This window comes from Streptosporangium sp. NPDC049644, assembly GCF_040675205.1.
Lineage (GTDB): Bacteria > Actinomycetota > Actinomycetes > Streptosporangiales > Streptosporangiaceae > Streptosporangium > Streptosporangium fukuiense.
This window is the reverse complement of record NZ_JBFAOJ010000011.1, coordinates 123,902-146,952: the sequence shown is the minus strand read 5'-3', so window position 1 is coordinate 146,952 and position 23,051 is coordinate 123,902. Positions and strand designations below refer to the sequence as shown.

General features: G+C 71.4%; 21 protein-coding genes. 9 read left to right on the top strand and 12 right to left on the bottom strand.

Translation table 11 applies throughout. The annotated features are described in order from the left end of the window. A partial coding sequence (locus AB0J58_RS09395; RefSeq protein WP_364212482.1) for an MFS transporter occupies positions 1–1,235 on the bottom strand: 1,235 nt, incomplete at its 3' end. On the opposite strand from AB0J58_RS09395, the gene AB0J58_RS09390 reads away from it, so the two are divergent. From AB0J58_RS09390 to AB0J58_RS09375, 4 genes are all read left to right on the top strand, one after another. Then, a complete protein-coding gene (locus tag AB0J58_RS09390) occupies positions 1,235–1,384 on the top strand; it encodes a hypothetical protein (protein ID WP_364212479.1) in 150 nt (49 codons plus the stop codon). The genes AB0J58_RS09395 and AB0J58_RS09390 overlap by 1 nt on opposite strands. Before the next feature lie 257 nt (positions 1,385–1,641). Beyond that, positions 1,642–2,988 (top strand): 3-carboxy-cis,cis-muconate cycloisomerase, encoded by a 1,347-nt coding sequence (gene pcaB, locus AB0J58_RS09385; protein WP_364212476.1) that lies wholly within the window; start codon positions 1,642–1,644, stop codon positions 2,986–2,988. Between the two features lie 43 nt (positions 2,989–3,031). Further along, positions 3,032–3,454 (top strand): 4-carboxymuconolactone decarboxylase, encoded by a 423-nt coding sequence (gene pcaC / locus AB0J58_RS09380; protein ID WP_364212473.1) that lies wholly within the window; start codon positions 3,032–3,034, stop codon positions 3,452–3,454. Next, complete coding sequence (locus AB0J58_RS09375) at positions 3,438–4,256, top strand: IclR family transcriptional regulator C-terminal domain-containing protein (protein WP_364212470.1); 819 nt, start codon at positions 3,438–3,440, stop codon at positions 4,254–4,256. The genes pcaC and AB0J58_RS09375 overlap by 17 nt, the downstream gene beginning before the upstream one ends. A 17-nt stretch (positions 4,257–4,273) precedes the next feature. On the opposite strand, the gene AB0J58_RS09370 is transcribed toward AB0J58_RS09375, so the two are convergent. Next, positions 4,274–4,684: a helix-turn-helix domain-containing protein gene (locus AB0J58_RS09370; RefSeq protein WP_343962977.1), complete on the bottom strand. Its 411-nt coding sequence runs from the start codon at positions 4,682–4,684 to the stop codon at positions 4,274–4,276. A 91-nt stretch (positions 4,685–4,775) separates the two neighbouring features. On the opposite strand from AB0J58_RS09370, the gene AB0J58_RS09365 reads away from it, so the two are divergent. From AB0J58_RS09365 to AB0J58_RS09355, 3 genes are all read left to right on the top strand, one after another. Beyond that, positions 4,776–5,633 (top strand): SDR family oxidoreductase, encoded by an 858-nt coding sequence (locus AB0J58_RS09365; RefSeq protein WP_364212467.1) that lies wholly within the window; start codon positions 4,776–4,778, stop codon positions 5,631–5,633. A 225-nt stretch (positions 5,634–5,858) separates the two neighbouring features. Then, a complete protein-coding gene (locus tag AB0J58_RS09360; RefSeq protein WP_364212464.1) occupies positions 5,859–6,962 on the top strand; it encodes a hypothetical protein in 1,104 nt (367 codons plus the stop codon). A 70-nt stretch (positions 6,963–7,032) separates the two neighbouring features. Then, on the top strand, positions 7,033–7,992 hold the full coding sequence (locus AB0J58_RS09355; protein WP_364212490.1) for a LacI family DNA-binding transcriptional regulator: 960 nt from the start codon (positions 7,033–7,035) through the stop codon (positions 7,990–7,992). On the opposite strand, the gene AB0J58_RS09350 is transcribed toward AB0J58_RS09355, so the two are convergent. Next, entirely contained in the window at positions 7,989–8,825 is an 837-nt protein-coding gene (locus tag AB0J58_RS09350; RefSeq protein WP_364212461.1) for a pentapeptide repeat-containing protein, read from the bottom strand. The genes AB0J58_RS09355 and AB0J58_RS09350 overlap by 4 nt on opposite strands. Positions 8,826–8,891: 66 nt before the next feature. Beyond that, positions 8,892–10,154: an MFS transporter gene (locus tag AB0J58_RS09345; RefSeq protein ID WP_364212458.1), complete on the bottom strand. Its 1,263-nt coding sequence runs from the start codon at positions 10,152–10,154 to the stop codon at positions 8,892–8,894. 67 nt (positions 10,155–10,221) lie between these two features. Here AB0J58_RS09345 and AB0J58_RS09340 point away from each other — a divergent pair, with 67 nt between their 5' ends. Then, entirely contained in the window at positions 10,222–11,217 is a 996-nt protein-coding gene (locus AB0J58_RS09340; protein ID WP_364212455.1) for an ArsR family transcriptional regulator, read from the top strand. A 100-nt stretch (positions 11,218–11,317) separates the two neighbouring features. On the opposite strand, the gene AB0J58_RS09335 is transcribed toward AB0J58_RS09340, so the two are convergent. The 8 genes from AB0J58_RS09335 to AB0J58_RS09300 all read right to left on the bottom strand — a co-directional run bounded on the left by AB0J58_RS09335 (position 11,318) and on the right by AB0J58_RS09300 (position 20,796). Further along, a complete protein-coding gene (locus tag AB0J58_RS09335) occupies positions 11,318–12,049 on the bottom strand; it encodes a hypothetical protein (protein ID WP_364212452.1) in 732 nt (243 codons plus the stop codon). A 251-nt stretch (positions 12,050–12,300) separates the two neighbouring features. Further along, complete coding sequence (locus AB0J58_RS09330) at positions 12,301–13,203, bottom strand: MOSC N-terminal beta barrel domain-containing protein (RefSeq protein ID WP_364212449.1); 903 nt, start codon at positions 13,201–13,203, stop codon at positions 12,301–12,303. Between the two features lie 74 nt (positions 13,204–13,277). After that, a complete protein-coding gene (locus tag AB0J58_RS09325; RefSeq protein ID WP_364212446.1) occupies positions 13,278–14,201 on the bottom strand; it encodes a carbohydrate ABC transporter permease in 924 nt (307 codons plus the stop codon). Next, complete coding sequence (locus tag AB0J58_RS09320) at positions 14,198–14,368, bottom strand: hypothetical protein (protein ID WP_364212443.1); 171 nt, start codon at positions 14,366–14,368, stop codon at positions 14,198–14,200. The genes AB0J58_RS09325 and AB0J58_RS09320 overlap by 4 nt, the downstream gene beginning before the upstream one ends. Further along, positions 14,365–15,252: a sugar ABC transporter permease gene (locus AB0J58_RS09315; RefSeq protein WP_364212440.1), complete on the bottom strand. Its 888-nt coding sequence runs from the start codon at positions 15,250–15,252 to the stop codon at positions 14,365–14,367. Before AB0J58_RS09315 ends, AB0J58_RS09320 begins: the two co-directional genes overlap by 4 nt. 52 nt (positions 15,253–15,304) lie before the next feature. Further along, positions 15,305–16,597 (bottom strand): ABC transporter substrate-binding protein, encoded by a 1,293-nt coding sequence (locus AB0J58_RS09310; protein WP_364212437.1) that lies wholly within the window; start codon positions 16,595–16,597, stop codon positions 15,305–15,307. Positions 16,598–16,852: 255 nt separating this feature from the next. After that, positions 16,853–17,629, bottom strand: a complete 777-nt coding sequence (locus AB0J58_RS09305) for an AMP-binding protein (RefSeq protein WP_364212434.1) — start codon at positions 17,627–17,629, stop codon at positions 16,853–16,855. Positions 17,630–18,402: 773 nt separating this feature from the next. Beyond that, a complete protein-coding gene (locus AB0J58_RS09300; protein WP_364212431.1) occupies positions 18,403–20,796 on the bottom strand; it encodes a tetratricopeptide repeat protein in 2,394 nt (797 codons plus the stop codon). A gap of 320 nt (positions 20,797–21,116) precedes the next feature. Between AB0J58_RS09300 and AB0J58_RS09295 the strand changes: the two genes are divergently transcribed. Continuing rightward, a complete protein-coding gene (locus AB0J58_RS09295) occupies positions 21,117–22,994 on the top strand; it encodes an ABC transporter ATP-binding protein (protein ID WP_364212428.1) in 1,878 nt (625 codons plus the stop codon). Positions 22,995–23,051 lie beyond the last annotated feature (57 nt).

The following is a 23,051-nucleotide window of genomic DNA, read 5'->3' as shown; positions in this document are numbered from 1 at the left end:
GAGGTCGGCGAGGGAGTCGAGGACGTCCTGCACACCGACCGTGTAGCCGCTGAAGAGCTCGGTGGCGGCGAAACCGAGGGTGAGGGGGCCGCCAGCTGCAGGCCGCACGCGCCGAGACCGGCCAGCAGCGGTAGCGTCCAGCCGCCGGAGAACTGGTGGAGCGCGCCGACCACCAGCGGTCCGAGCGCGGCCAGCACGTACCCGACGGACTGGGCGACGGCCGAGAGCGCGGTCACCGAGACCGGGTCGGGGGCGCGGAGCGTGATGATGAGCAGGGCCAGCGCGATCGAGGCACCCTGCCCCACCCCCAGGACGATCATCCAGAGCCACGGGAGGGTGGCCGGGGCGAGCAGCACGCCGAGGTATCCGACCACCGTGATGAGGGTCGCGGCGGTGACGTACGACACCTGCGATCGCGCGCGCCCGGCGAGGATCGGGACCGCCAAGGTGGCCGCCACCTGGGCCAGGCTGGTGAGGCCGAGCAGGTATCCGGCCTGGTCGGCGGGGAGTCCCGCGTCCTTGAAGATCGTCGGCAGCCAGGCCAGCATGACGTAGAAGGTCAGCGACTGCAGGCCCATGTAGGCGCTGACGTACCAGGTCATCCGGGCGCGGAGCAGCGGTGCGAACGGTCTGGGCGCGACCTCGGAGCGGGCCGGGCGGCGCAGTGCCTGGGGCAGCCAGAGCGCCGCGGCGGCCAGCGCCGGGATCGCGGCCATCGCGGTCACCCCGCGCCAGCCGTACCCGGTGGCACGCTCCAGCGGGATCATCAGCCCGGACGCCGCGGCGGAGCCCAGCACCAGGCCGGAGACGTAGATCCCGGTGAACAGGCCGACCCGCGAGGGGAAGTGCTGCTTGACCACGCCGGGCATCGCGACGTTCATCACGGCGATGGCCATGCCGGCGACGGCCGCTCCCGCGTAGAGCGCGGGGACGCTTCCCGCGCTGCGCAGCATCACCCCGGCGGCCAGGATCAGCAATCCGGCCATCAGCGTGCGATCCAGGCCGAAACGGCGGGCGAGCAGCGGGGCGAGCGGGCCCAGTACGCCGAGACAGACCACCATGGCCGTGGTGATCGCCCCTCCCCCGGCGGCGGTCAGCCCGAGGTCGCCCATGATCTCGTCCAGCACCGGGGAGACGCTCGCCAGTGCGGGCCGCAGGTTGAGCGAGGCGAGCGCGAAGCCCGCGATGAGCACCACCCGCGACACCCGCGACACACCGACCCCCCGCTCGACCATTGGCCAACCTTCCCACAGCCCGCTCGGCGGCCTGTGAGGGGGAGCACACCATCGTGGAGAGGTACGGCGAGACCCAAGCTGTCCTTGTCCCCTACACCTGGTGGGCCGAACAGCAGGAACGTGCGAACCAGGGCACGCTCGCGCCCTAACAGCCACTCCCGCTCGTGCTGACCCCGGCCTGAAGGCCGGGATCGGCACCCTTCGAGCATCAGGTCAAGGAACGATGGTCGCCACGTTGACCGTCCGCACGATGGGTCAGTAGGTTCACCAAAAGAACCTTCGTTCGCATAGCGCACATGCGTGAAGGGGGCGCGATGGTCACGGTGGTTCCGCTCGCCGACGCGGTGGCTGATCTCGTGCACGATGGCGACGGCGGCTCCCTGAACGACATTCGAACCATCCGGAGGTGACCGTGACCTCTCCCGCCACCGCCGGGCTGTTCTCCGGGATGTTCGCCCGGGGCGGGGCCGCCGCGCAGGTGTCGGACGTCGCGTGGCTGGCCGCCATGCTGGACGTCGAGTCCGCGCTGGCCGCCGCGCAGGCCGGGATCGGACTGGTCCCCGCCGAGGTGCCCCCGGCGGTGGCCGCGGCCTGCCGCCCCGAGCTCTACGACCTCGCCGGGCTGGGTGCCGAGGCGGCCCGGAGCGGCAACCCCGTCATCGGCCTGGTGGCCGCCCTGCGGACACGGATCGAGCCCGGCCTGCGGCGGTTCGTGCACTACGGCGCCACCAGCCAGGACATCAACGACACCGCGGCGATGCTGGTCGCCCGCCGGGCCCTGGCCCCGGTCCTGGCCGACCTGTCCGCCTGCGCCGGGGCGTGCGCGCTACTGGCGTCCGAGTACCGCGGCAGCGTCATGGCCGGGCGTACGGTCGGCCAGCACGCCGTACCGGTCACGTTCGGGCTGAAGGCCGCGGGCTGGCTGAGCGCGCTGGACCGCTCCCGAACCGAGCTGGCGCGGGTTCCGCTGCCGGCCCAGTACGGCGGGGCGGCGGGCACCCTGTCGGTCCTCGGCGAGCGGGGCCACGAGGTGCCGCCGCTGCTCGCGGCCGAGCTCGGGCTGGCCGAGCCGGTCGTTCCCTGGCACACCGACCGGACCCCGGTCGCCCGGCTGGCCTGCGCGCTCGGCACCGTCGCGGGGACACTCGGCAAGATCGCGAACGATGTGAAGCTGCTGGCCCAGACCGAGGTGGCGGAGGTCGCCGAGCCCACCGGGCCCGGACGGGGCACCTCCAGCGCGATGCCGCACAAGCGGAACCCGGTGGGCTCGATGTCGGTGCTCGCCTGCGTCCAGCGCGTCCCCGGGCTGGTCGCCTCCCTCCTCGGCGGCATGATCGCCGAGCACGAGCGCGCGGCCGGGCCCTGGCAGGCCGAATGGGAGACGCTGGGCGAGCTGCTCCGGCTCACCGGCAGCGCCACCCGCTGGCTGCGTGAGGTGCTGGAGGGCCTGACCGTGGACACCGCCAGGATGCGCGCCAACCTCGACGCGACCCGGGGGCTGCTGATGGCCGAGCAGGTGGTCGTCCGGCTCGGCGGCACCCCGCAGGACCGGCGGCTGGTGGACGCCGCCTGCGCCCGCGCCGCCGCCGGGGGCCTGGCGCTGCGGGAGGTCCTGCTCGCCGATCCCGGCGTCTCGCTGACCGCCGAGGAGGTCGACGCGGCCCTCGACCCGGCGGGTGCCCTGGGCTCCGCTCTCACCTTCGTCGACCGCGCGCTCGCCGCCCACCGGAACCTCGCGGGACCCGGCCGGTGAGCGCCGGGAAGACCGGCGGACGAGCACGGGAGGAGCCAGGGACATGAGCGCGGGAGAGAGCAGGGACATGAGCGGCTGGGAGGCCGGGGACGCGACACGCCGGGCCGTACTCGGTGACGAGCACGTGGACCGCGCCACCGCGAGCGCCACCCCGTTCACCGCCGACTTCCAGGAGTTCATCACCAGGTACGCCTGGGGCGAGATCTGGAACCGCCCCGGCCTGGACCGGCGCACCCGCAGCTGCATCACCCTCGCCATGCTGGCCACGCTCGGGCAGGAGCACGAGCTGGCCATGCACGTGCGGGCCGCGCTGCGCGTCGGTCTCACCGAGGAGGAGATCAAGGAGGTGCTGCTGCAGACCGCGGTCTACGCGGGCGTGCCCGCCGCGAACCGGGCGTTCGCGGTGGCGCGGGCGGCACTGGAGTTCGATCGGAACGAGGAGGACGGCGATGATCGAACCGGTTGACCGCGGCTCCGACCACGTGCGGTCGCTGGCGCGCGGGCTCTCGGTGATCAAGGCGTTCAGCGCGACGAGTCCCGAGCTGACGCTCAGCGAGGTCGCCCGCGCGACCGGCCTGACCAGGGCCGCGGCCCGGCGGTTCCTGCTGACGCTCGTCGACCTCGGCTACGTCAGGACCGACGGGCGGCTGTTCGCGCTCTCCCCCCGCGTCCTGGACCTCGGGTACGCCTACCTGTCCGGCCTCTCCCTGCCCGAGATGGCCGAGCCGCACCTCGAACGGCTGGTCGCCGAGGTGCACGAGTCGGCGTCGGTGGCCGTGCTCGACGGCGAGGACGTCGTCTACGTGGCCCGGGTGGCCACCCGGATCATGCGGGTGACCATCAACATCGGCACCCGCTTCCCGGCCCACTGCACCTCGATGGGCCGGGTGCTGCTCGCCTGGCTGCCTTCGGACGAGCTGGACGCCTACCTGGAGCGCGCCGAACTGCCCAGGTTCACCCCGAGGACCGTCACGACCGCGGGCGCGCTCCGAGCCGAGCTGGAGCGGATTCGCGCCCAGGGCTGGGCGATGGTCGACCAGGAGCTGGAGGAGGGGCTGCGCTCGATCGCCGTGCCGGTCCGCGACCGCTCCGGCCGAGTGGCCGCCGCGATGAACATCTCCTCCCACGCGAGCCGTACCACCCCCGAGTCCACCCACCGTGACCTGCTGCCGCCGCTGCTCGCGGCGGCGGCCCGCGTCGAGGCCGACCTGCACGCGGCCGGGACGGCGGGAGGCACCACCCGGGCCTCCTGGCGCGAGTCCTGCTGAGCCGTTCCCGCCTGCGGTCACGCCTGGCGGCTGTCGTACGCCTCGCGCGCCGCGCCGATCTCGTCCACCGAGCCTTCGAGTAGATCCGCGAGATCGCGCAGGCGCTCGGCGACGCGGGCGCCGAGCGGGGTCAGGGAGTACTCCACCCGGGCGGGTATCACCGTCAGGACCTCGCGGGTGACCATGCCGTCTCGCTCAAGGGTCTGCAGGGTCTGCGCCAGCATCTTCTCGCTCACGCCCGCCACCCGTCGCCGCAGGGCGTTGAACCGGTAACCGGACTCCCCGAGGGCGAGCAGCGCGAGGATCCCCCACTTGCCGGCCACGTCCTCCAGGGCCGCCCGGGAGGTGCAGCCGCGGGCGAACACGTCGCTGATGAGTTCGTCGGTGGGTTCACCGGCGTCGGGGTCGGGGGCACACGCGTTCGGCATACCCCAAGGGTACATATGTCGTAAAACAACTAGTACTGTGTAAAAGTTAGTACTATCGCTTGGTAACCGCAGATGACCTCCAGGAGAGATCATGACCGTCCACGCCGTCACCGGTGCCACCGGCCCCCTCGGCCGTCTCGTCATCGACGCGCTGCTCGCCGGGGGCGTCCCCGCCTCCGACGTCGTCGCCGTCGCCCGCACCCCCGCCAAGGCCGCCGACCTCGCCGCCAGGGGCGTCGTGGTACGCGAGGGCGACTACTCCCGGCCCGAGACGCTGCCCGCCGCGCTGCGGGGCGTCACCAACCTGCTGCTCATCTCGGGCAGCGAGGTCGGCCGGCGGGTGCCCCAGCACACGGCCGTGATCGAGGCCGCCAAGGCCGCCGGGGTCGCGCGCATCGCCTACACCAGCGTCCTGCGCGCCGACACCACCGAACTCTCCCTCGCCGCCGAGCACAGGGCCACCGAGATCGCGCTGCGCGAGTCCGGCGTCCCGTTCACCCTGCTGCGCAACGGCTGGTACACCGAGAACTACACCGGTCAACTCGGCCGGTACCTTGAGCGCGGCGAGATCCTCGGGGCCGCCGGCGACGGGCGGATCGCCGCCGCCACCCGGGCCGACTACGCCGCGGCCGCCGCCGCCGCACTGACCGGCGAGGGCCACCGCAACGCCGTCTACGAACTGGGCGGCACGCCGTTCACGCTGGCGGAACTCGCCGCGACGATCACCGAGGTGACCGGGACGAAGGTCGTGTACCGCGACGTCACGGTCCCCGAGCTTGCGGGCCTTCTCCGGTCCGCCGGCCTCGACGAGGGCACCGCCCACTTCGTCGCCGGCCTGGACGGGGCCATCGCGCGCGGCGACCTCGACACCTCCGGCGACGACCTCGGCCGCCTGATCGGCCGGCCCGGCACACCGCCGGCCGACGCGGTACGGGCCGCCATGTCCTGAGCCGGGCGTGGGATCGGATCCCGTTCCGAATCACTCCGCCTCCCCGATCCCGGGGTACTGTGATTGCCGGCGTCCGTCCGCGCCCAACCTCCGGCGACCCGCCCCAGCCGGGTCACCCCAGGAGGCAAAGGGAGGTCCACCTCTCGGCCGGGTCGTTGTGTCGTCGATCGTGCGCCCGCCGTACCGGTCGCTGGGGGATCCACGGACGGGTCGCGGGAGATGACGATGACCAGGCAGTCCGACTTCAAACGGCGGGTGCGCGCCCGTATGGCCAAGACCCGCGAGTCGTACGCGACCGCCCGCAGCCAGATCCTCGCGGAACGGCCGGATGCTCCGCCTCCCGCCTGGATGAGGGCGGCGTTGCACGTGACCAACGGCGATGCCACGGATCTGCCCGGGACCGGGCTCGCCGAGCGCGTGCTGTACTGGCGCGACGTGCTGCACGAAGGGCCGGTGCCCGCGGTGGGGCCGCAGGAGCTTCGCCGGATCAGAGCCGCCTTCCTCCTTCAGGCGAACTGCGACGACAGGGCCGAGGCCGCCGGCATGTTCGCCGAGCGGGACCGCGTCCTGGCCGCCGGTCGCGACGGTGAGTACGTGCTGTGGTTCGAGGCGGACCTGTACGACCAGCTTCAGATCATCCAGATCCTCGCCGGCCTCGCCGACCTTGGGGTGCCGGCACAGCGCGTCACGTTGATCTGTATCGGCGAGCACGCGGGTATCGCCCGTTTCGGTGGTCTCGGCCAGCTGACGGCCGCGCAGTTGCGCGAACTGCCCGCCACGAACGCGTGCATCCGGTTGACCCCCGCCGCGCTGGAGCTCGCCGCCCACGCCTGGGCCGCCTTCCGCGCGCCGACTCCGGACGGTCTGCGCGCCGTCGCCGATGCCCGCTCCGGCGAGCTCCGGTTTCTGGGCGAGGCGTTCGACCGGCTCAGCCGGGAGTACCCGGCCACCCGCGACGGACTGTCTCTCACCGAGCGGCGGATCCTGGCCGCGGTCGCCGATGGCGCGCCCGACGCCGAGACGGCGTTCGTTCGTGCCGGGGCGCGGGAGACGCGTCCGTACCTCGGAGACACCTGGTGCTTCGCGATGATGGACCGGATGGCGCGCGCGTCCGTCCCGCTGCTCGACGCCGAGCGGGCGGACCGTCCGGTTGGTCGCGGGACCGGCCTGCGCCTGACCGACACCGGAGCACGGGTGCTCGCCGGTGTGGCGGACCACGTGACGCTCAACGGCGTCGACCGGTGGATCGGCGGAGTGCACCTGCACGGGCGTCACGTGCCCTGGCGCTGGGACGACGGGACCGAAACCATCGTCCACACAACCGGTTGACAACGTTGTCAGTGCGCCGCGCATAGGCGATGATCGAGTCGTGACAGAGAGTGTGCGAGGCCGTCCCACCATGAAGGACGTCGCGGAGGCGGCCGGGGTGGCGCTGAAGACCGTCTCCCGGGTCGTCAACGAGGAGCCGGGCGTCAATCCCGCCACGGCCGGACGGGTCACGGCCGCCATCGAGCGGCTCGGCTACCGGCGCAACGAGAGCGCCCGCGTGCTGCGCCGGGGCAGGACCGCGACCATCGGCCTGGTGATCGAGGACGTGGCCGACCCTTTCTACTCGGGGCTCAGCCGCGCGGTCGAGGACGTGGCGCTCCGGCACGGCTCGCTGGTACTCAGCGGCTCCTCGGGGGAGGACGCCCGGCGCGAGCGGGAACTGATCCTCGCCTTCTGCTCGCGCCGGGTCGACGGCCTGGTCATCGTGCCCGCCGGGACCGACCACGACTACCTGCGGCCCGAACTCGACGCGGGCATCGCCGCCGTCTTCGCCGACCGGCCGGGTGGGCTGGACGCCGACACCGTGCTGTGCGACAACGCGGGCGGCGCGCACGCGGGGGTGAGCCACCTGATCCGGCACGGTCACCACCGCATCGCCTTCATCGGCGACAGCGCGTCCATCTTCACCGCCGGCGAGCGCCTGCACGGCTACCGCCGCGCCCTCGCGGAGGCGGGCCTGCCCTTCGACCCGTCACTGGTCGCGACCGGCCCGGCCGAGCAGGCGGGTCCCGCGCTGGACCGGATGCTCTCCGGTGACGCCCCGCCCACCGCGGTGTTCACCGGCAACGGCCGGATCACCGTGGCCGTGCTACGTACCGGGCACCGTCCGGCCCTGGTGGGCTTCGACGACTTCGAACTGGCCGACCTGCTGGTCCCCGGCGTCACCGTGGTGGCCCAGGACCCGGTGCGGCTCGGCAGGACCGCCGCCGAACTGCTGTTCCACCGTCTGTCGGGCGACCACGGCACTCCCGAGCGGGTCGAGCTGCCGACCCGGCTCATCCCCCGGGGCTCGGGGGAGCTCCCCGCCTAGGACCAGTGCGCGGGGCGGGTGAGCCCGGCGGGCAGCGTGGTCGCGGTGTCTCCTCTGGCCGCGTTGACCTGGGCCTGAGTGAGGAAGATGCTCCCGGTGAGGTCGGCGCCGCGCAGGTCGGCGTCACGGAGGTCCACCCCGATGAGGTCGGCCGTACGCAGGTCGGCGTTCCGCAGGTCGGCCGCGATGAGGTAGGCCCCACGCAGGTTGGCCCCCCGCAGATTGGCGCCCCTGAGCCTGGCCCCGATCAGATCTGCTCCCCGGTGGTTCTTCTTGCGGCCGGGCACCTCGGCCCGTACCAGCTCGCTGGCGCGGAGCAGCAGGGCGTTGACACCCTGACGGACCGTCGCCACGTCCGTTTCCACCAGCGCCTCGGCACTGCCACGGGTGAGGCGCTCGGTGTCGTCCAGCGCGCGACGGAGATCATCGTGGATGGGGCGGGCCTGCGGCAACGCCAGTGCCTCGGTCAGGTACCAGAGCAGCTCGTGAAGCTGCCGCATGACGGGAAACACCTCGAACATCCGCCCGGCGGTGCCCGGAGCCCGCCGCCAGTCCTGCCCGCCGAAGGTGACCTGGGAGACCTGCTGCCCCGCGCCGAAGCAGTCGAAGACCGTGCAGCCGGGAAAGCCCCGCTCGCGGAGGTTCGCGTGGATGCCGCAGCGGAAGTCCGCCCGCAGGTTCGCACACGGCTTCCCCGCGGCCTTGTCGACCGCGAAGTCGGCCGAGGCGGCGAAGGGCAGCGCGACACAGCACAGCCCGAAGCAGTTCGCACAGTCGGCCCGCAGGCCGGGGCGGTCTCCGCCCGCCGGGGGGACTTCGTGCTTCTGGGACAACGTAGGTGATCTCCTAGCGCTAGGTGAGCTGTTCCCCATTCTCGCCGACCGTACGAGGAGGCCCGGTCAGGAGGGCTCCGGCCGCAGGGAGCGGTGCAGGACGAGTGAGCAGCAGACGGTCGCGGCCCCCGCCAGGACGATCGCCATGTGCGGGGAGGTCAGCTCGGCGGCCACACCCACCAGGACCGCGCCGAGCGCCTGTCCGGACATCATTCCCGCCGAGGCCAGGCCGAACGCCTGCCCCCTGACCGGCTCGGGCACCGCCTCCACGAACCACCGCTGCAATCCGAGCTCGTAGGAGGTCGACGCCACCGTGGCGAGCAGCACGAGCAGCGCGGCTCCCCCGAGCCCCGGCTGGAAGGCGAACACCAGCAGCGGCAGGCCCGACGCCACCGCCATGGGAAACGCCAGCCTCTCCCTGCCGGAGGGCGAGACCAGCCGGCCGACGACGAAGCTCCCCACCGCCAGGCCCGCGGAGGCCGCGGCGAGCGCGTACCCGGCGGTGCTCCCCAGGTAGGGGACCAGCATCGCCTCGCCGCCCGTCACGAACGTCACCGGCAGCCACTGTGCGAGAAGCAGGCCGCGTATCCGCGCGTCCGCCAGCAGCACCCGGTTGACCCGCAGGGTCTCCCAGACGGCACCTCCGCCGCTGGCCCGCTCGGTGCGCACCTCCCCGCCTGCCGGGAGATCTCCATCCTCGGTACGTTCACCGGGAAGGCCGGCCTCCGCGTCCCTGGCCGGAAAGTCGGGCAGGCCGAAGCGGAGCACCACGGCGGCCAGCGCGGACAGCGCGGCGGTGACGGCCAGCGCCCCCGAGGGACCGGTCGCGGCAAGGATGCCGCCGCCCACGGCCAGCCCGCCGATCTGCGCTCCCGCCGACGTCACGGTCAGCACGGACCTGCCCAGCACGAACGCGTCCCCCGGCAGCAGGTCGGGCAGCAGGGCCATCCGCGCGGCCCCGAAGACCGGTGAGAACAGGCCGGTGACCAGGACCAGGGCGAGCATCGCCCAGACGGACAGCCCGGCGAAGGCGATCAGCAGGCAGGTCGCCACCCGCACCAGTTCCCCCGCGATCATCAGCGCGCGCGGCCGGATCCGGTCGGCCAGCGAGAGCAGGAAGGTGGCGCCGACGGCGTAGGGCAGGAACCCCAGCATGTACGCCGCCGCCGACAGCCCGGGCGAGCCGGTCCGCGCGTAGACCAGCGCCGACAGGGCCAGCATCTTGACCTGGTCACCGGCCACCAGAAGGGTGAAACTTCCGAACAGGACACGGAACTCACCGCTCGCGAAGACCTCCGTGTAGGTCGCGCCGCGTTCTTGTGTGGTCATGGGGACGATGCTGGGCGAGCATTCGGACGACTGGCTAATCTTTCGGGTATATCCGAAAGGTCGCTCAGTGGTCTATCGCATCGAGGTCACCCCGCACGACATCATGGCCAGCAGGTTCGCCATCTCCCCGCTCATCGTGACCAAGCACGCCCTCTGGGTCCTGTCCGGGGCCAGGGGCTCCGGACAGTGGCGGTCGTGGGCGGACCGGATGCGGGAGCCGTACGAGAGACTGCTGCTCACGCAGCCGGGACTGGCCCCTTTGGTGGCGCTTTTCCGCGAGCGACACTACAACGCCGACTTCCCCGCGCCGCCGCCGACCGGAGTGGACACCCCGTTCGAGGCGGAGCTCGCGGTGGTACGGGCCACTCCGGCGGCGCAGGCGCACGACGAGATCGCGAGAAACCTGGAGGGGATGCCGCGCCCCCCCGCGCCCGTCAGGGAGGTGCTGTTCTCCTCAGACGTCGTACAGCTCTTCGCCGAGGCGCTCCAGGCGACATGGGGTGAGATCGTCTCCCCGGCGTGGCCACGCTTCCACGCGATCCTGGAGCGGGACGTGATCCAGCGGGCGGGCCGCCTGGCGACCTACGGCTGGGCTGCGGCGCTCGACGACCTCACCCCGCGGATCCGGTGGGATCCCGACGGTGTCATCGAGGTGCTGGCCGGGGGCGCGGACGAGACCCACCGGCTCAACGGGCGCGGGCTGCTCTTCGTGCCGACCGTTTTCCCCATCGAGATGGGCTCCTACCTGGAGGACGACTGGCCGTACGCGATCAGCTATCCGGCCCGGGGCACCGGCATTCCCCCCGAGACGGCGGACGGTCTGGCCGGCCTGATCGGCAGGACCAGGACCCGCCTGCTGCTGGAGCTCGCGGCCCCGGCCACCACCACCCAGCTCGTCACCCTGCTGGGCCTCGGCCTCGGCACCGTGGGCGGCCACATCTCCGCCCTGCGCAAGGCGGGCCTGATCACCGGCAACCGCACCGGCCGCACCATCCTCTACCACCGCACCCCCCTGGGCGACTCCCTGGTCAACCGCTCACCGGCCCTCGACACCTCTCGGTGAGGCCGTTCAGCGACATCCGATCAATCGGGAAGGTCGGGACGGCTGACGGGTGTTCGGGAATCGTTCATGGAGGTCGGGTGAGGGATTCCGCCTGTGGTGGTCAGTGTCCTTGGTGGCCTGCGACGCGTAGGCGGGTGGCGATGCCGTCCAGACCGCAGGGGTCGGCCCAGCGGGAGGCCGGGTTGATCTCCTCCATGCCGCCGATGACCGTCAGGCCCCGGCCGAGGAGCACGCCCTGCGGGTGGGCCGAGTAGATCGACGTTCCGGCCGGGAGCGCGGCGCGGTCCTTGATGACGCTTCCCTCGCGGATGTCCGGATAGACGAACAGCATGACCGGGGTACCCCGGGGCACCGCCCGCCGGAAGTCGGCCACCGAGTTGACCGGGGTCTGGTTCCTCCATATCCCGCCCTGGAAGAACTTCACGTGGACCAGGCGGGCGGCCGGTCCCTTGAACCGCTCGGTCACCCGCACCGGCATCAGCACGTAGTGCGTGCGGTCACCGGGGATCCCCTCCTCGACGATCTGCCCCGGCAGGAAGTCCTCGACGGTGCCCGCGACGACCAGCGGGGCCTTCGCCGCGAGTTCCTCCGGAGAGTTGAGCGGGTCGTAGTCGAAGGCCGTCTGCCGGAGCAGCCTGACATTCAGCTTCCTGGTGGGCGCCGGAGCGCACGCGGATCCGGGTGTCGGGTCCGTCGAGGCTTCGGGGATCTTCGGCGCCTCCCGCGCGGAGGGTGCGGACGCCGTTGCCGGGATATCCGGGGTTCGGGGCGTGGTCGCGGGGGCGCCGCAGGCGGTCAGCGCGCCGAGAAGCAGCAGGACCGGCAGTCTCATGATCGTGAGACGTTGCCGGGATCCATTCGGTTCAGCCGTTCAGGGGCTCGCATCGGAGTCTTCGAGAGGATGGGCGAACGGCCTCGACGTAGTACGGCAACGGCTTCACCCTGCCTGTGGCTCTGAGAACCGGCGCCGGACACCGGTTCGGCGAGCGGCCCGGCCGGGACGCCTGCGAGGTGGGCGGGTGGAACTCGGCGATCAGTGGCCGACCGCCAGGCCCCGGGTCCGTAAGTGGTGCTCGCCGCGGCTCAGGACGGACGACCGGGACGCGACGGCTGCCGAAGTTCCGGTTCGCCCCAGGACTGGACGTTCACCTCGTCGCCCAGAGCCAGCTTGCCGGGGCGTACGACGGAGAGTTTCACCCCGAACGCGACCCCGCCCTCGGGTGCGCGGCGGTAGGTGGCCAGCGTGCGCAGCGGCTCCGGGCCCGCTCTGGTGCCGCTGTCCTGGTCGACCATCGTGACCGCGCATCGGATGGCGAGCTTGGCGTAACCGAGCTCGGTGTCGCCGACGAGCATCCGCCGGGCCCCGTCCTCCCGGTGTGGCTCCGTCCAGCCGCCGATCACGATGTTGGGGCGGAACCGGGCCATCGGCAGCGGGACGCCGCCCCCTTCGGTGAGCCGCCGGTTGAGCAGGGCGAGGGTGGCCTCGGAGACGAGATGTACCGGGCTGCTGTCCGCGTAGCCGGACGTGCCGGGTGTCCAGCCGCCGGTCACCCGGCGGTGCTCCGGCGGCACCCGCACGAGCCTGCTCGGCGCGCCCAATACCTCCGACAACCACTCGGCCGCGGCCCGGCCCTGGTCGATCCCCTGGTACGGCGTGCCGAACAGCTCCACCTCGCGCCTGGCGGAGAGCAGGTCCACCTCGACGGTCAGCGCGTCGAAACCCGGCATCCGGAGGGTGAGCCGATCCCCGTCCGCGCTGACCTCGGGACTGATGGCGGCAAGCCGCGGATCGCGCCGCTGGCTGCGGAACACACCGTTGTCGCCGACCACCATGAAGGTGCGGTCGTGTGCCAGGCCCGCCTCCGTCAGCAGCGTCTCGGTCATCGAGACGCCGGCGCACCCCTTGACGGGATAGCAGACCAGTTCGGTGACAACGGCGGTCGCTCTGCCATCCGGCGACGCACCAGCCCGTGGGACAGAGAGCATGATCTGCACGCTAAAGGCCGAATAGCCCACATACCAGCAAAAGAGGCGATATTTAACACAAAATCGTCAAGATATCAGCCCTTCAATGCTCCGGCCATCAGGCCGCGCATGAAGAAGCGGCCGAGGAGGACGTAGATGATCATTGTGGGGATGGAGGCGAGCAGGGCCGCGGCCATCTGCTGGCTGTAGGGGACGGTCTGGGCTCCGGCGATGTTGTTGAGCATGACCGTGGTGGGCCAGCTCTGCGGACCGGTCAGGAAGACGGCGAACAGGAAGTCGTTCCACATCGAGGTGAACTGCCAGATGATCACGACCGCGAAGGCGGGTCCCGAGACGGGCAGCACCACCGACCAGTAGGTCCGCAGCATCCCCGCGCCGTCCACCCTGGACGCCTCGATCAGCTCGTCGGGGATGGTGACGTAGTAGTTGCGGAAGATCAGGGTGCAGATCGGGATGCCGTAGACCACGTGCGCCAGCAGCAGCCCGGGGATCGCGCCGTAGAAGACGCCCGGCACCCCGGTGACCGCCAGGGTGACCTCGTTGAGCTTCACCAGCAGTTGCACCAGCGGGATCATGACGCCCTGGTACGGGATGAACATGCCGAACAGGAACAGCGTGAACAGCACGTCGGAGCCGGGGAAGCGCCACTTCGACAGCACATAGCCGTTCATCGAGCCGAGCACCGCCGAGATCAGCGAGCCGGGCACGGCCAGCAGCACGCTGTTCCAGATGCCGGGTGCGAGCTTCTCCCAGGCCACCCGCCACGGCTCGGCCGTCCACACCTCGGGCAGCGCCCAGGCCCGGCCGGGATCGGCCTCGGTCAGCGGCTTGAAGCTGGTGACCAGCAGCACGTAGATCGGGATCAGGAAGACGAGGAGGAAGGCGACCAGCAGCGTCAGCCGTACGCCGCGCGACAGCCGCGCCCGCCGCCTGGCCCGTCCGCCGGGGTTCCCGTCCCGTACGGGGGCGGCGGGGGTGTCGGTCACGGTGGTCGTCATGCGCGTCGCTTCCTGCGAAGTGTCCAGGGCAGATGGGGACCGGCGTCCCCGGGGTCCGCGTCCCGTACGGGAGTGCCGGTCATGAGCGCCGCTCCCCCGTGGAGAGTGCAGGCCAGGCAGGGGGCGACGTTCCCGGGGTCCGCGTCCCGTACAGGGAGGGAGGTCATGAGCGCCGCTCCCTGCGAAGGGTCCAGACGAGGTAGGGGATGACGAAGACGCTGACCGCGAGCACGATGTACGACGCGATGGTGGCGCCCTTGGCCGGATCGTGGGAGTCGAAGACCGCGACCCACATGAAGACGGCGGGCACGTCGGTGATGATCTGCTTGCCGGAGACCGCGACGATCAGGTCGAAGACCTTGAGCGAGATGTGGCCGAGGATGATCAGGGCCGAGAGGGTGACCGGGCGGAGCATCGGCAGCACGATGTGCCGGTAGACCTGCCACTCGCCGCACCCGTCGACCCGGGCCGCCTCCCGGAGGTCTTCGGGGACCCCCCGGAACCCCGCCAGGAACAACGCCATTACATATCCCGACATTTGCCATATCGCCGGAATGGCCATGGCGGCCATCCCCCAGTCGGGATCGCGGAACCACTGCCACTGCAGGAACTCCAGCCCGAGGCTGTCGAACAGCCGGTTCAGCCCGACCGCCCGCTCGCCCTGACCGGAGTTCATCAGCCAGCGCCAGACCACCCCGGTCGCCACGAAGGAGATCGCCATCGGGAACAGGTAGACCGCCCGGAAGGTCCCCTCGCCCCTGATCCCCTTCTCCATCAGGAACGCCAGCAGCCAGCCGAGCAGCAGCGCCCCGAACACGAAGACCACGGTGAAGACGACGGCGTGGTTGACCGAGATGCCCCAGCGCTTCTGGTCCCAGAGGGTGAAGAAGTTCTCCAGGCCGACGAAACTCCCCTCGGACACCTCGTCGTGCCTGTCGGTCATCGCCAACTGGAAGTTCCAGCCGAGCATGCCGTAGACGAAGACCGCGATCGCGATGATCGACGGTGTGACCAGCAGCAGCCCCGGCAGCCACCTGCGTACCCGTGTCACGGACACCCCTTCCGCGAGGTACGGCCCGCGCCTTCGCGGGCCGTACCGAAAATCACTGCCCGGAGTTCTTGGCGGCCTCGGCCAGCGCCTTCTGCAGCGCGGCCACGTCCTTGTCTCCGTGGAACAGGCCGACCGCCTCGTTGATCGCGACGCGCCAGGCGTCGTTCACCACCACGCCGTGCTGGATGGAGCCGGCGAGCTTGTCGCCGCCCCAGTCCTTCAGCGCGTCCGCGAGGTAGTCGGTGTAGAGGGCGGTGTCGGCGTCCTTGCGTGCCGGGATGGAGCCCTTCTTCGGGTTGAAGGCGTCCTGGCCCTCCTTGCTCGCGGCCACCTTCAGCCAGGCCACCGCCCCGTCGCGGTTCGGCGCGCCCTTGGGCAGGGTGAAGCTGTCGGAGAGCCACATGAACGTGCCACCGGTGCCCGGCGAGGGCGCCCAGTCGAAGTCGGTCTTGGAGGTCTTGCCCAGGCCACCGTCCGGCGGGTTGTGGAAGTAGCCGTACGCCCAGTCGCCCATGATGTTGAACGCGGCCTCGCCGTCGGCCACCTGCTTGGCCGCGGGCTGCCAGTCGTCGGCCGGGTCACCGGCGTAGGACAGGATCGTCTTGAAGTCGTCGAGCGCCTTGGTCATCGCCGGGCCCGACCAGTCGGAACCCGCGGTCCAGAGCCGGTTGTAGGCGTCGGTGCCGAGCGAGCCGAGCAGCACGCTCTCCAGCAGGTGGACCATGGTCCACTCAGAGCCGATCGAGAGCGGGATCTTGCCCTTCTGCTTGACCTTCTCCAGCGCGGCGACGAAGTCGGGGATCGTCTTCGGCACCTCGGTGACGCCCGCCTCCTTCAGCACCGCCGGGTTGAACCACATCACGTTGGAGCGGTGGATGTTGACCGGCACCGAGTAGACCTGGCCCTGGACGCTGATCTGGTCGATCAGCTGCTGGGGGAAGACGTCCTTCAGCTTGAGCTCGTCGTAGAGGAAGTTGAGCGGTTCGAGCTGCCCGGCCTTGATGTAGCCCTGGAGTTCGGCGCCCGCGTGCCCCTGGAAGGTGTCCGGCGGGGTCTGGGCCTGCAGCTTGGTGGTCAGCAGGGCTCGCGCCTTGTCCCCGGACCCGCCCGCCACGGCCGCGTCGAAGAACTCAAGCCCGGCGTTCTGCTTCTCGAAGATCTCCTTCATGGCCTTCAGGCCGTCGGCCTCGCCGGGTCCCGTCCACCAGGAGAAGACCTCGACCTTCTTCTTCGCGTCGGCCTGCGGGCTCTGCGTGGCACCGTCACCGCCGCCGTCACCACAGGCGGTCAGGGCGAGCAGGCCCGCCACGGTGACCGCGACGGCTGCCATCCACTGTCGTCGCACAGCTCTCCGTCCCTTCGGGGTTTGGGGTGCACAGAATCCCCGAAAATATGACAACGTTGTCAGTACGGCAATCAAGCCACTCCACACCGAGCGCCGTCAAGGTCGCGCGGATAACAGGTCAATATCCCGGGATACGAGCGCCAGACGACACCCTCCGGTGACAGCGAACCGGTCGGCCGCACGGCGGTGCGGAACCACGGCGCACCGGATGGCGGGGACGGGAAAAGGAGGGCTGTAAGGGCCGACGGGCGGGGCTCAGACGCGCTGGACCGCGCCGTCGGAGAGCGCGACGACGGTGACGCCGAAGTCATGGATGGTCGCCGCCAGGTCCTCGGACGACAGGCCCGGGGCCACGACGACCAGGGAGCCGCGCATCAACGCCAGCCCGATCAGGGTGGTCAGGGCCAGGCTGCACCTCAGTGGCCAGGTCACCAGGAGGACGTCGGACTTCCCCAGCTCGGCGCCCCTGTCGAGCAGGCTCATCCTCGTGATCAGGTCCTGGTGGGTGAGCACCCCTCCGTCCTCGATCAGCAGGGCGGGCTGCACCGCGGGGTCGAGGAAGGGCAGCGGGACGGGCTCCAGGAGCAACAGGTCGGCGAAGTCGACGGTGTCGCGGGCCTGGCCGAACGCGATCACCTGCCGGACCCGCGAGTCCTCCACGGCCCGCAACGAGGCGTCCGCCAGGCGCGGAGTGGTGATGAGCAGCCGTGCCTCCCACTCGGCCAGCAGGTCCGCCATCTCCTCACACCCCGAGGTGATCGGCGCCGCCACCCCTCCGGCCGCGATGACCGTGTGCACCGCCAGCGTCTGGGCCACCGCGCTGTCCACGTGGATTCCGGCCACCTGACGCCGCCGCGCCCCCCGCCGCACCAGGCCCGAGGCTCCTCGGGTCACCTCCGCGGCCAGCCTGCGGTAGCCGTACACCAGGCCGGCGCCGAGGTCGATCAGTGCCGGCCGATCACCTCGTCCGTGCGCGTAGCCGAACACCGCCTCGGTGAGTGTGCAGCTGGTGGACGGCGAGGTGGGTCTCATTCCGATGAGGGTAGGGTCGGCCTGTCCACAGGGGCATCGACAGATGTATGTAGATGGCTGTGTATTCGGCCCCTTGACGCCCTCCCATGTCTCGAAAAGCGGGGATTCCGCACCCGACCTGCCGGTCGAATCCGCCGGTTCGCGATTCACCGACCCGCGCGAACACCGACACGCCCCGCCGCGTTCATGGCCGGGGCTGGTCGACGCGGTGCTTCGAGGCGCATCGCCGCGCCGCAAACCCCCTCTTCAGGAGAGGGTCGTCGACGGAACCCCCGACCCCGCCGAGTCGCACCCGCACGACAAGCAATGCTTCCTCCCCCAAAGGACGGGGCGTCCGCCCCAGACGCCCGGCGACCCCTCTGAGCCACGCCCCCGAAATCAGACCCCGGAAACAGCCCCCTGAGCGGTCCCTCACAACGGAAGGCGGGCTCGAGCCCTGCGCGACTCGAGCCCGCTGCCGCGTGCGGCCCTTGGCTTCGGCCCCCACCCCTCCGAGGGGGCCTCGCCGTCTACCGGGACACGCGACGTCCGCGACGTGCTCGACCGAGACGCCCGGGATGGTGTGGACCTGCCGTTCCGGACCGGAACTGTGGCCGGCACGGTGCGGAAGGCTGGACGTCATCGGTCGAACACCAGGAAAACGTACGGCGAGCGGCGGTCCCGGCACATACTCCGGACTGGGTATCCCGAGATGTATCTTCACACCCGCACATGTGTAGCCCGGGTGTGTAGAGCCCGAGCGGTCGACCCGGTGACCGCTCCCGGCCCGCGTGTCAGGAACGATTCTGCTCGACGACCCAGGTGGCGACCTGTGTGCGCGAGGAGAAGCCGAGCTTGGCCAGGATGTTGGCGACGTGCCTGGCCGCGGTGGCGGGACTGATCACCAGCTCGTCGGCGATGGCCCTGTTGCTCATTCCCCTGGCGATCAGTTCGGCGATCTCCGCCTCCCTGCAGGTGAGCGTGGTCAGCGGGGCGACGACCGGAGGCCTGCCGAGCAGCACCGGCGTCTCGCACGGCTCGTCGAGCTGAAGTGCGTAGCGGACCGCCTGCTCCTGGGACATCTCCTGGCCGTGCGCCCACAGCTGGGCGACCAGCGCGTCACCGAGGCGTACCCGGGCGGGCTGGAGCAGTTCCTCCATCCGCGCCCCGAACCCGGGCGGCAGCACGGCGCCGCTCATCGCGCTCCTGATCGCGGCGGAGGCTCCGGCCAGGCGCACCGCCCTGCGGTCGTCCTCCTCGGCGAGGGCGAGCTGGGCGAGCGTCTCGATCCGGCGGGCCACGCCGAGCCGCTGGCCGGTCCCGGTGCAGAGCCGCAGGCTCTCGATCAGCCTGGCCCGCGCGGTGACGAGGTCTCCCTGGGCCAGGGCGATCCGGCCCAGACCTGACAGGCAGGTGATGGACTGCCAGTGAGCGGTGATGTCCTGGAGCATGTCGAGGGCGCGCTCGTAGTGGGCGCGGGCCTCCGCCAGGTCGCCGCGGAGCCAGGCGACCTGGGCCAGACCGATGAGGGCCACCGGCGCGGCCCAGTGATTGTCCAGCTCGTGGGCGATGGCCAGCGCGGCCTCGAAGGAGCGCTGCGACTCCTTCGCCCTGCCCTCCGACAGTGCGAAAGTGCCCTCCATGGAGCGGATGACCGTTTCGTGCCACGGGTCGTCGACGGTGTGCACGGCCTCCAGCGCCTCGTCCAGCAGGGACCTGGCCCGCTCCGGGCGGCGCTGGTAGATCGCCACCCAGGCGAGGATGGCCAGCGCGCCGCTGAGCGGCCCGGGCAGGCCCGTCTCTCGGCACAGCTCGACCGCCGCGGTGCAGGCGACCTGCGCGGTGTCCGGATCGCCCTGCCCGAAGGCCACCTGCCCGCGCAGCGCGAGGGCGTCGCCACGCACGTACGGCGCCAGCTCCTCGGGGGCGGTGTCGAGCAGGCGGTCCAGCCACTTGTCGGTCGGGGTGAACCTTCCCCCGGCGATGATCGGCCAGCGGAGCAGTACCAGGAGGCGGAGCGCGCTCTCCGGGTCGCTCGCGGCCTCGACCGACCAGCGCACCGCCGCCCAGACGTTGGCCTGGAGCTCGTCCAGCATGACCAGCATCGGGCAGATCTCGGCCCAGGTGGGCCGGGGCCGCCGGACTATCGTCTGGTGGATCCGGGCGGCGAGCTCGATCATGTGGTCGCGGTGCAGCCGCCGGAACTCGGGTTCCTCGCCGGAGGCTTCGAGCTGCTCCGCGGCGTACTCGCGGATCGTCTCCAGCATGCGGTAGCGCGTCTCGCCCGCGACCGCGGCGTCGGCCAGGACCAGCGACTTGTCGACCAGGTCGCAGAGCACCCCCAGGACGTCCTCGGCCCACAGGGCGTTGCCCGCGCAGACCTGCTCGGCCATGTCGAGCGTCCAGCCGCCGGTGAAGACCGCTAGCCGCCGCAGCAGGATCCGCTCGGGCTCGTTGAGCAGCTGGTAGCTCCAGTCGACCGTCGCCCTGAGCGTCCGCTGCCTGGCCGGGGCTGTTCTGTCGCCCGCCGACAGCAGCCGGAACCGGTCCCGGATCCTGGCGTTGATCTGCTCCACGGTCAGCACCCTGCACAGGGCGGCGGCGAGCTCGATGGCGAGCGGCATCCCGTCGAGCGCCTCGCAGAGCCCGGCGATGTCCGCCGCGTTCTGATCGGTCATGGCGAAGCCCCGCGAGGCGGCGGTGGCGCGGTCGACGAAGAGTCGCACCGCCTCGCTGGCGCCGGCGTCGTGGCCCTCGCCCCTGGGCAGGCTGAGCGGCGGCACCCGCCACACGGTCTCCCCTGCCACCCGCAGGGGCTCGCGGCTGGTCGTGAGCACGCGTACGTCCGGGCAGACGGTGAGCACGGCGCGGCAGAACCTGGCGGACTCCTCGATGAGCGACTCGCAGTTGTCCATGACCAGCAGCAGCCGCCGTTCGCCGAGCGCGTCGATCAGGGTGTCGGCCAGCGCGCGGGACGGCTCGGCCTTGACCCCGAGCACGGCGGCCACCCGGGGCTCGATCAGGTCGCCCGGCACCGCGTCGGCCAGCTCGACCAGCCAGACACCGCCGGGGAACTCCTCCGCCAGCTGGGTCGCGACCCGGATCGCCAGCCTGCTCTTGCCGATGCCGCCCGCCCCGCAGAGGGTGACCACCCGGGCGACGCCCAGTAGGTCTGCGAGTTCTTCCACGTCGGCTTCACGCCCCACGAAGCCGTTGGGTTCGAGAGGCAGGTTGCCTCCGGTGAGGGAAGCATGTGCGGTTTCCTGGGTCATCGGCTCTTAAAGAGGTCGAGGGTAGAACCGTCACAGAAAGTGTGACATCAATTACCGAACCATGCCCAGTCTTAGACCATTTCCGCCCCTCGGATCATCCCGCCCCCGGCCGCGGCCGCGCACACCGCCTCCGGGCGGCGACCCGTCACGGACGGTGACAGTCCGCGCGCGAGGCGACGCCGACCGTAACCGGCCATTCGATGGCCATCGCCGGTGCGGCGGCTCACACTGCTCGCATGGCAGACTCTCCCCCCGATCCGGCCCCCGAGCTTGGCGAGCTCAGCCTCTCCGAGTGGTACGCGCACACCGACAAGATGGCGAAGGTCGGTTTCCTGACCATCGCCCGCAGGCTTCCCGCGCTGGTGTCGCAGGCCGTCAGGCTGGCGTGGCTGGCCAGTCCCCGCGACACCACCGTCGCGATCACTCTGAACCTGCTCGGCGGAGCTTTCACCGCGTTCGGGCTGCTCGCCACGACGGGGGTGCTGTCGGCGCTGTTCGAGGCGGGCCCGACTCCCGAGCGAGTGCGGGCCGCCCTGCCGAGCCTGATCCTGGTGGGCGTGGCCGCGACCCTGCGTACCCTCACCCAGGCGGGCGCGGGCTGGGCTCAGTCACGGCTGGAGCCCCAGGTCGGCCGGATCGCCGAGGAGCGCCTGTACGGGCTGACCAGCCAGGTCGGCCTGGCGGCCTTCGACGACCCCGACTTCCACGACACGCTCCAGCGGGCCAGGGCACGCGGGGTGTCCATGGCGGACGAGGTGGTGGCCACGGCCATCAACGCGCTGACCGCGATCATCGGCATCGTCGCCGCGGCGGGCGTGCTGGGGGTGCTCCACCCGGTCCTGCTGCCGCTGCTGGTACTGGCGGTGCTGCCCGACGCCTGGGCGGCGGTCCGCTCCGCGCGCATGCGCTACACCACCATGTACGCGCTGATCCCCGCCCGCCGCCGGAAATGGATCATCGCGGAGCTGCTCGCGGAGCGCGAACCTGCCGCCGAGGTGCGCTCGTTCACCATGCGCGGCTTCCTGATGCGGATGTACGACGCGGTGGCCACCGCCGAGCAGACGGTCATGCTCGGCCTGGCCAGGCGGCAGGTGCTCGCGAAGGTCGTCGGCGAGGCGTTGGGCGGGGTCGGCACCGCCGTGGTCTACGTGGCCCTGGGTGTGCTGCTCGCGATGGGCGCGGTCCCGCTGGCGGTGGCGGGCACCGCCGTGCTGGCGATCCGCTCGGGCCAGACCTACCTGGCCAACCTCATGTACGCCACGAACCGTCTCTACGAGGAGGGGCTTTACTTCACCGACTTCCTCGACTTCTGCGCGGAGGCGGAGCGCAGGCTGCCCTCCGGGCGGCCGGCGCGGGCACCGGAGAGCTTCCAGCGGATCGTCGCCGAGAACGTCGTCTTCGCCTATCCGGGTTCCACCGTGCCCGCGCTCCAGGGACTCACGATACGCATCGACAGGGGCGAGGTGATCGCCCTCGTCGGGGAGAACGGCTCGGGCAAGACCACGCTGGCCAAACTCCTCTCCGGGCTGTACGAACCGGACGGCGGCCGGGTCAGCTGGGACGACGTCGATCTGGCCGAGGTCGATCCCGACGACCTGCGCCACCGCATCGCGGTCATCGCCCAGGACCACACCCGCTGGCCGCTGACCGCCCGTTACAACATCAGCATGGGCACCGACAAGGGGGAGCCCGCGCTCGTCGCGGCGGCCGAGGTCGCGGGCGCCGACCAGGTGGTCGCCGAGCTGCCGCACGGTTACAGCACCCTGCTCGACCGGCGTTTCAAGGACGGCCAGGAGCTGTCCGGCGGCCAGTGGCAGCGGATCGCGGTGGCCCGGGGCTTCCATCGGGACGCCCCGCTGCTGATCTGCGACGAGCCCACCGCGGCTCTGGACGCCCGCGCCGAGCACGCCCTGTTCGAACGCATCCGGCAGCACGCCGACGGTCGCACCGTCCTGCTGATCACCCACCGGCTGGCCAGCGTCCGCTACGCCGACCGGATCTACGTCCTGAACCACGGCAAGGTCGTCGAGCACGGCACCCACGACGAGCTCATGGGCCTCGACGGCCTGTACGCCGACCTCTACGGCCTCCAGGCCAGGGCCTACTCCGCCTGACCGCCCGGAAAGGCCCCGGCGCCGGGAGCCGCTCCCGACCGGCACCTCGACGACCTA

Bases quoted from the DNA above. Each gene is read 5' to 3' on its own strand.
- pcaC (WP_364212473.1), top strand. From the start codon at position 3,032: ATGAGCGCGGGAGAGAGCAGGGACATGAGCGGCTGGGAGGCCGGGGAC.
- AB0J58_RS09375 (WP_364212470.1), top strand. From the start codon at position 3,438: ATGATCGAACCGGTTGACCGCGGCTCCGACCACGTGCGGTCGCTGGCG.
- AB0J58_RS09370 (WP_343962977.1), bottom strand. From the start codon at position 4,684: ATGCCGAACGCGTGTGCCCCCGACCCCGACGCCGGTGAACCCACCGAC.
- AB0J58_RS09365 (WP_364212467.1), top strand. From the start codon at position 4,776: ATGACCGTCCACGCCGTCACCGGTGCCACCGGCCCCCTCGGCCGTCTC.
- AB0J58_RS09360 (WP_364212464.1), top strand. From the start codon at position 5,859: ATGACCAGGCAGTCCGACTTCAAACGGCGGGTGCGCGCCCGTATGGCC.
- AB0J58_RS09355 (WP_364212490.1), top strand. From the start codon at position 7,033: ATGAAGGACGTCGCGGAGGCGGCCGGGGTGGCGCTGAAGACCGTCTCC.
- AB0J58_RS09345 (WP_364212458.1), bottom strand. From the start codon at position 10,154: ATGACCACACAAGAACGCGGCGCGACCTACACGGAGGTCTTCGCGAGC.
- AB0J58_RS09335 (WP_364212452.1), bottom strand. From the start codon at position 12,049: ATGAGACTGCCGGTCCTGCTGCTTCTCGGCGCGCTGACCGCCTGCGGC.
- AB0J58_RS09330 (WP_364212449.1), bottom strand. From the start codon at position 13,203: ATGCTCTCTGTCCCACGGGCTGGTGCGTCGCCGGATGGCAGAGCGACC.
- AB0J58_RS09325 (WP_364212446.1), bottom strand. From the start codon at position 14,201: ATGACGACCACCGTGACCGACACCCCCGCCGCCCCCGTACGGGACGGG.
- AB0J58_RS09320 (WP_364212443.1), bottom strand. From the start codon at position 14,368: ATGACCTCCCTCCCTGTACGGGACGCGGACCCCGGGAACGTCGCCCCC.
- AB0J58_RS09305 (WP_364212434.1), bottom strand. From the start codon at position 17,629: ATGAGACCCACCTCGCCGTCCACCAGCTGCACACTCACCGAGGCGGTG.
- AB0J58_RS09295 (WP_364212428.1), top strand. From the start codon at position 21,117: ATGGCAGACTCTCCCCCCGATCCGGCCCCCGAGCTTGGCGAGCTCAGC.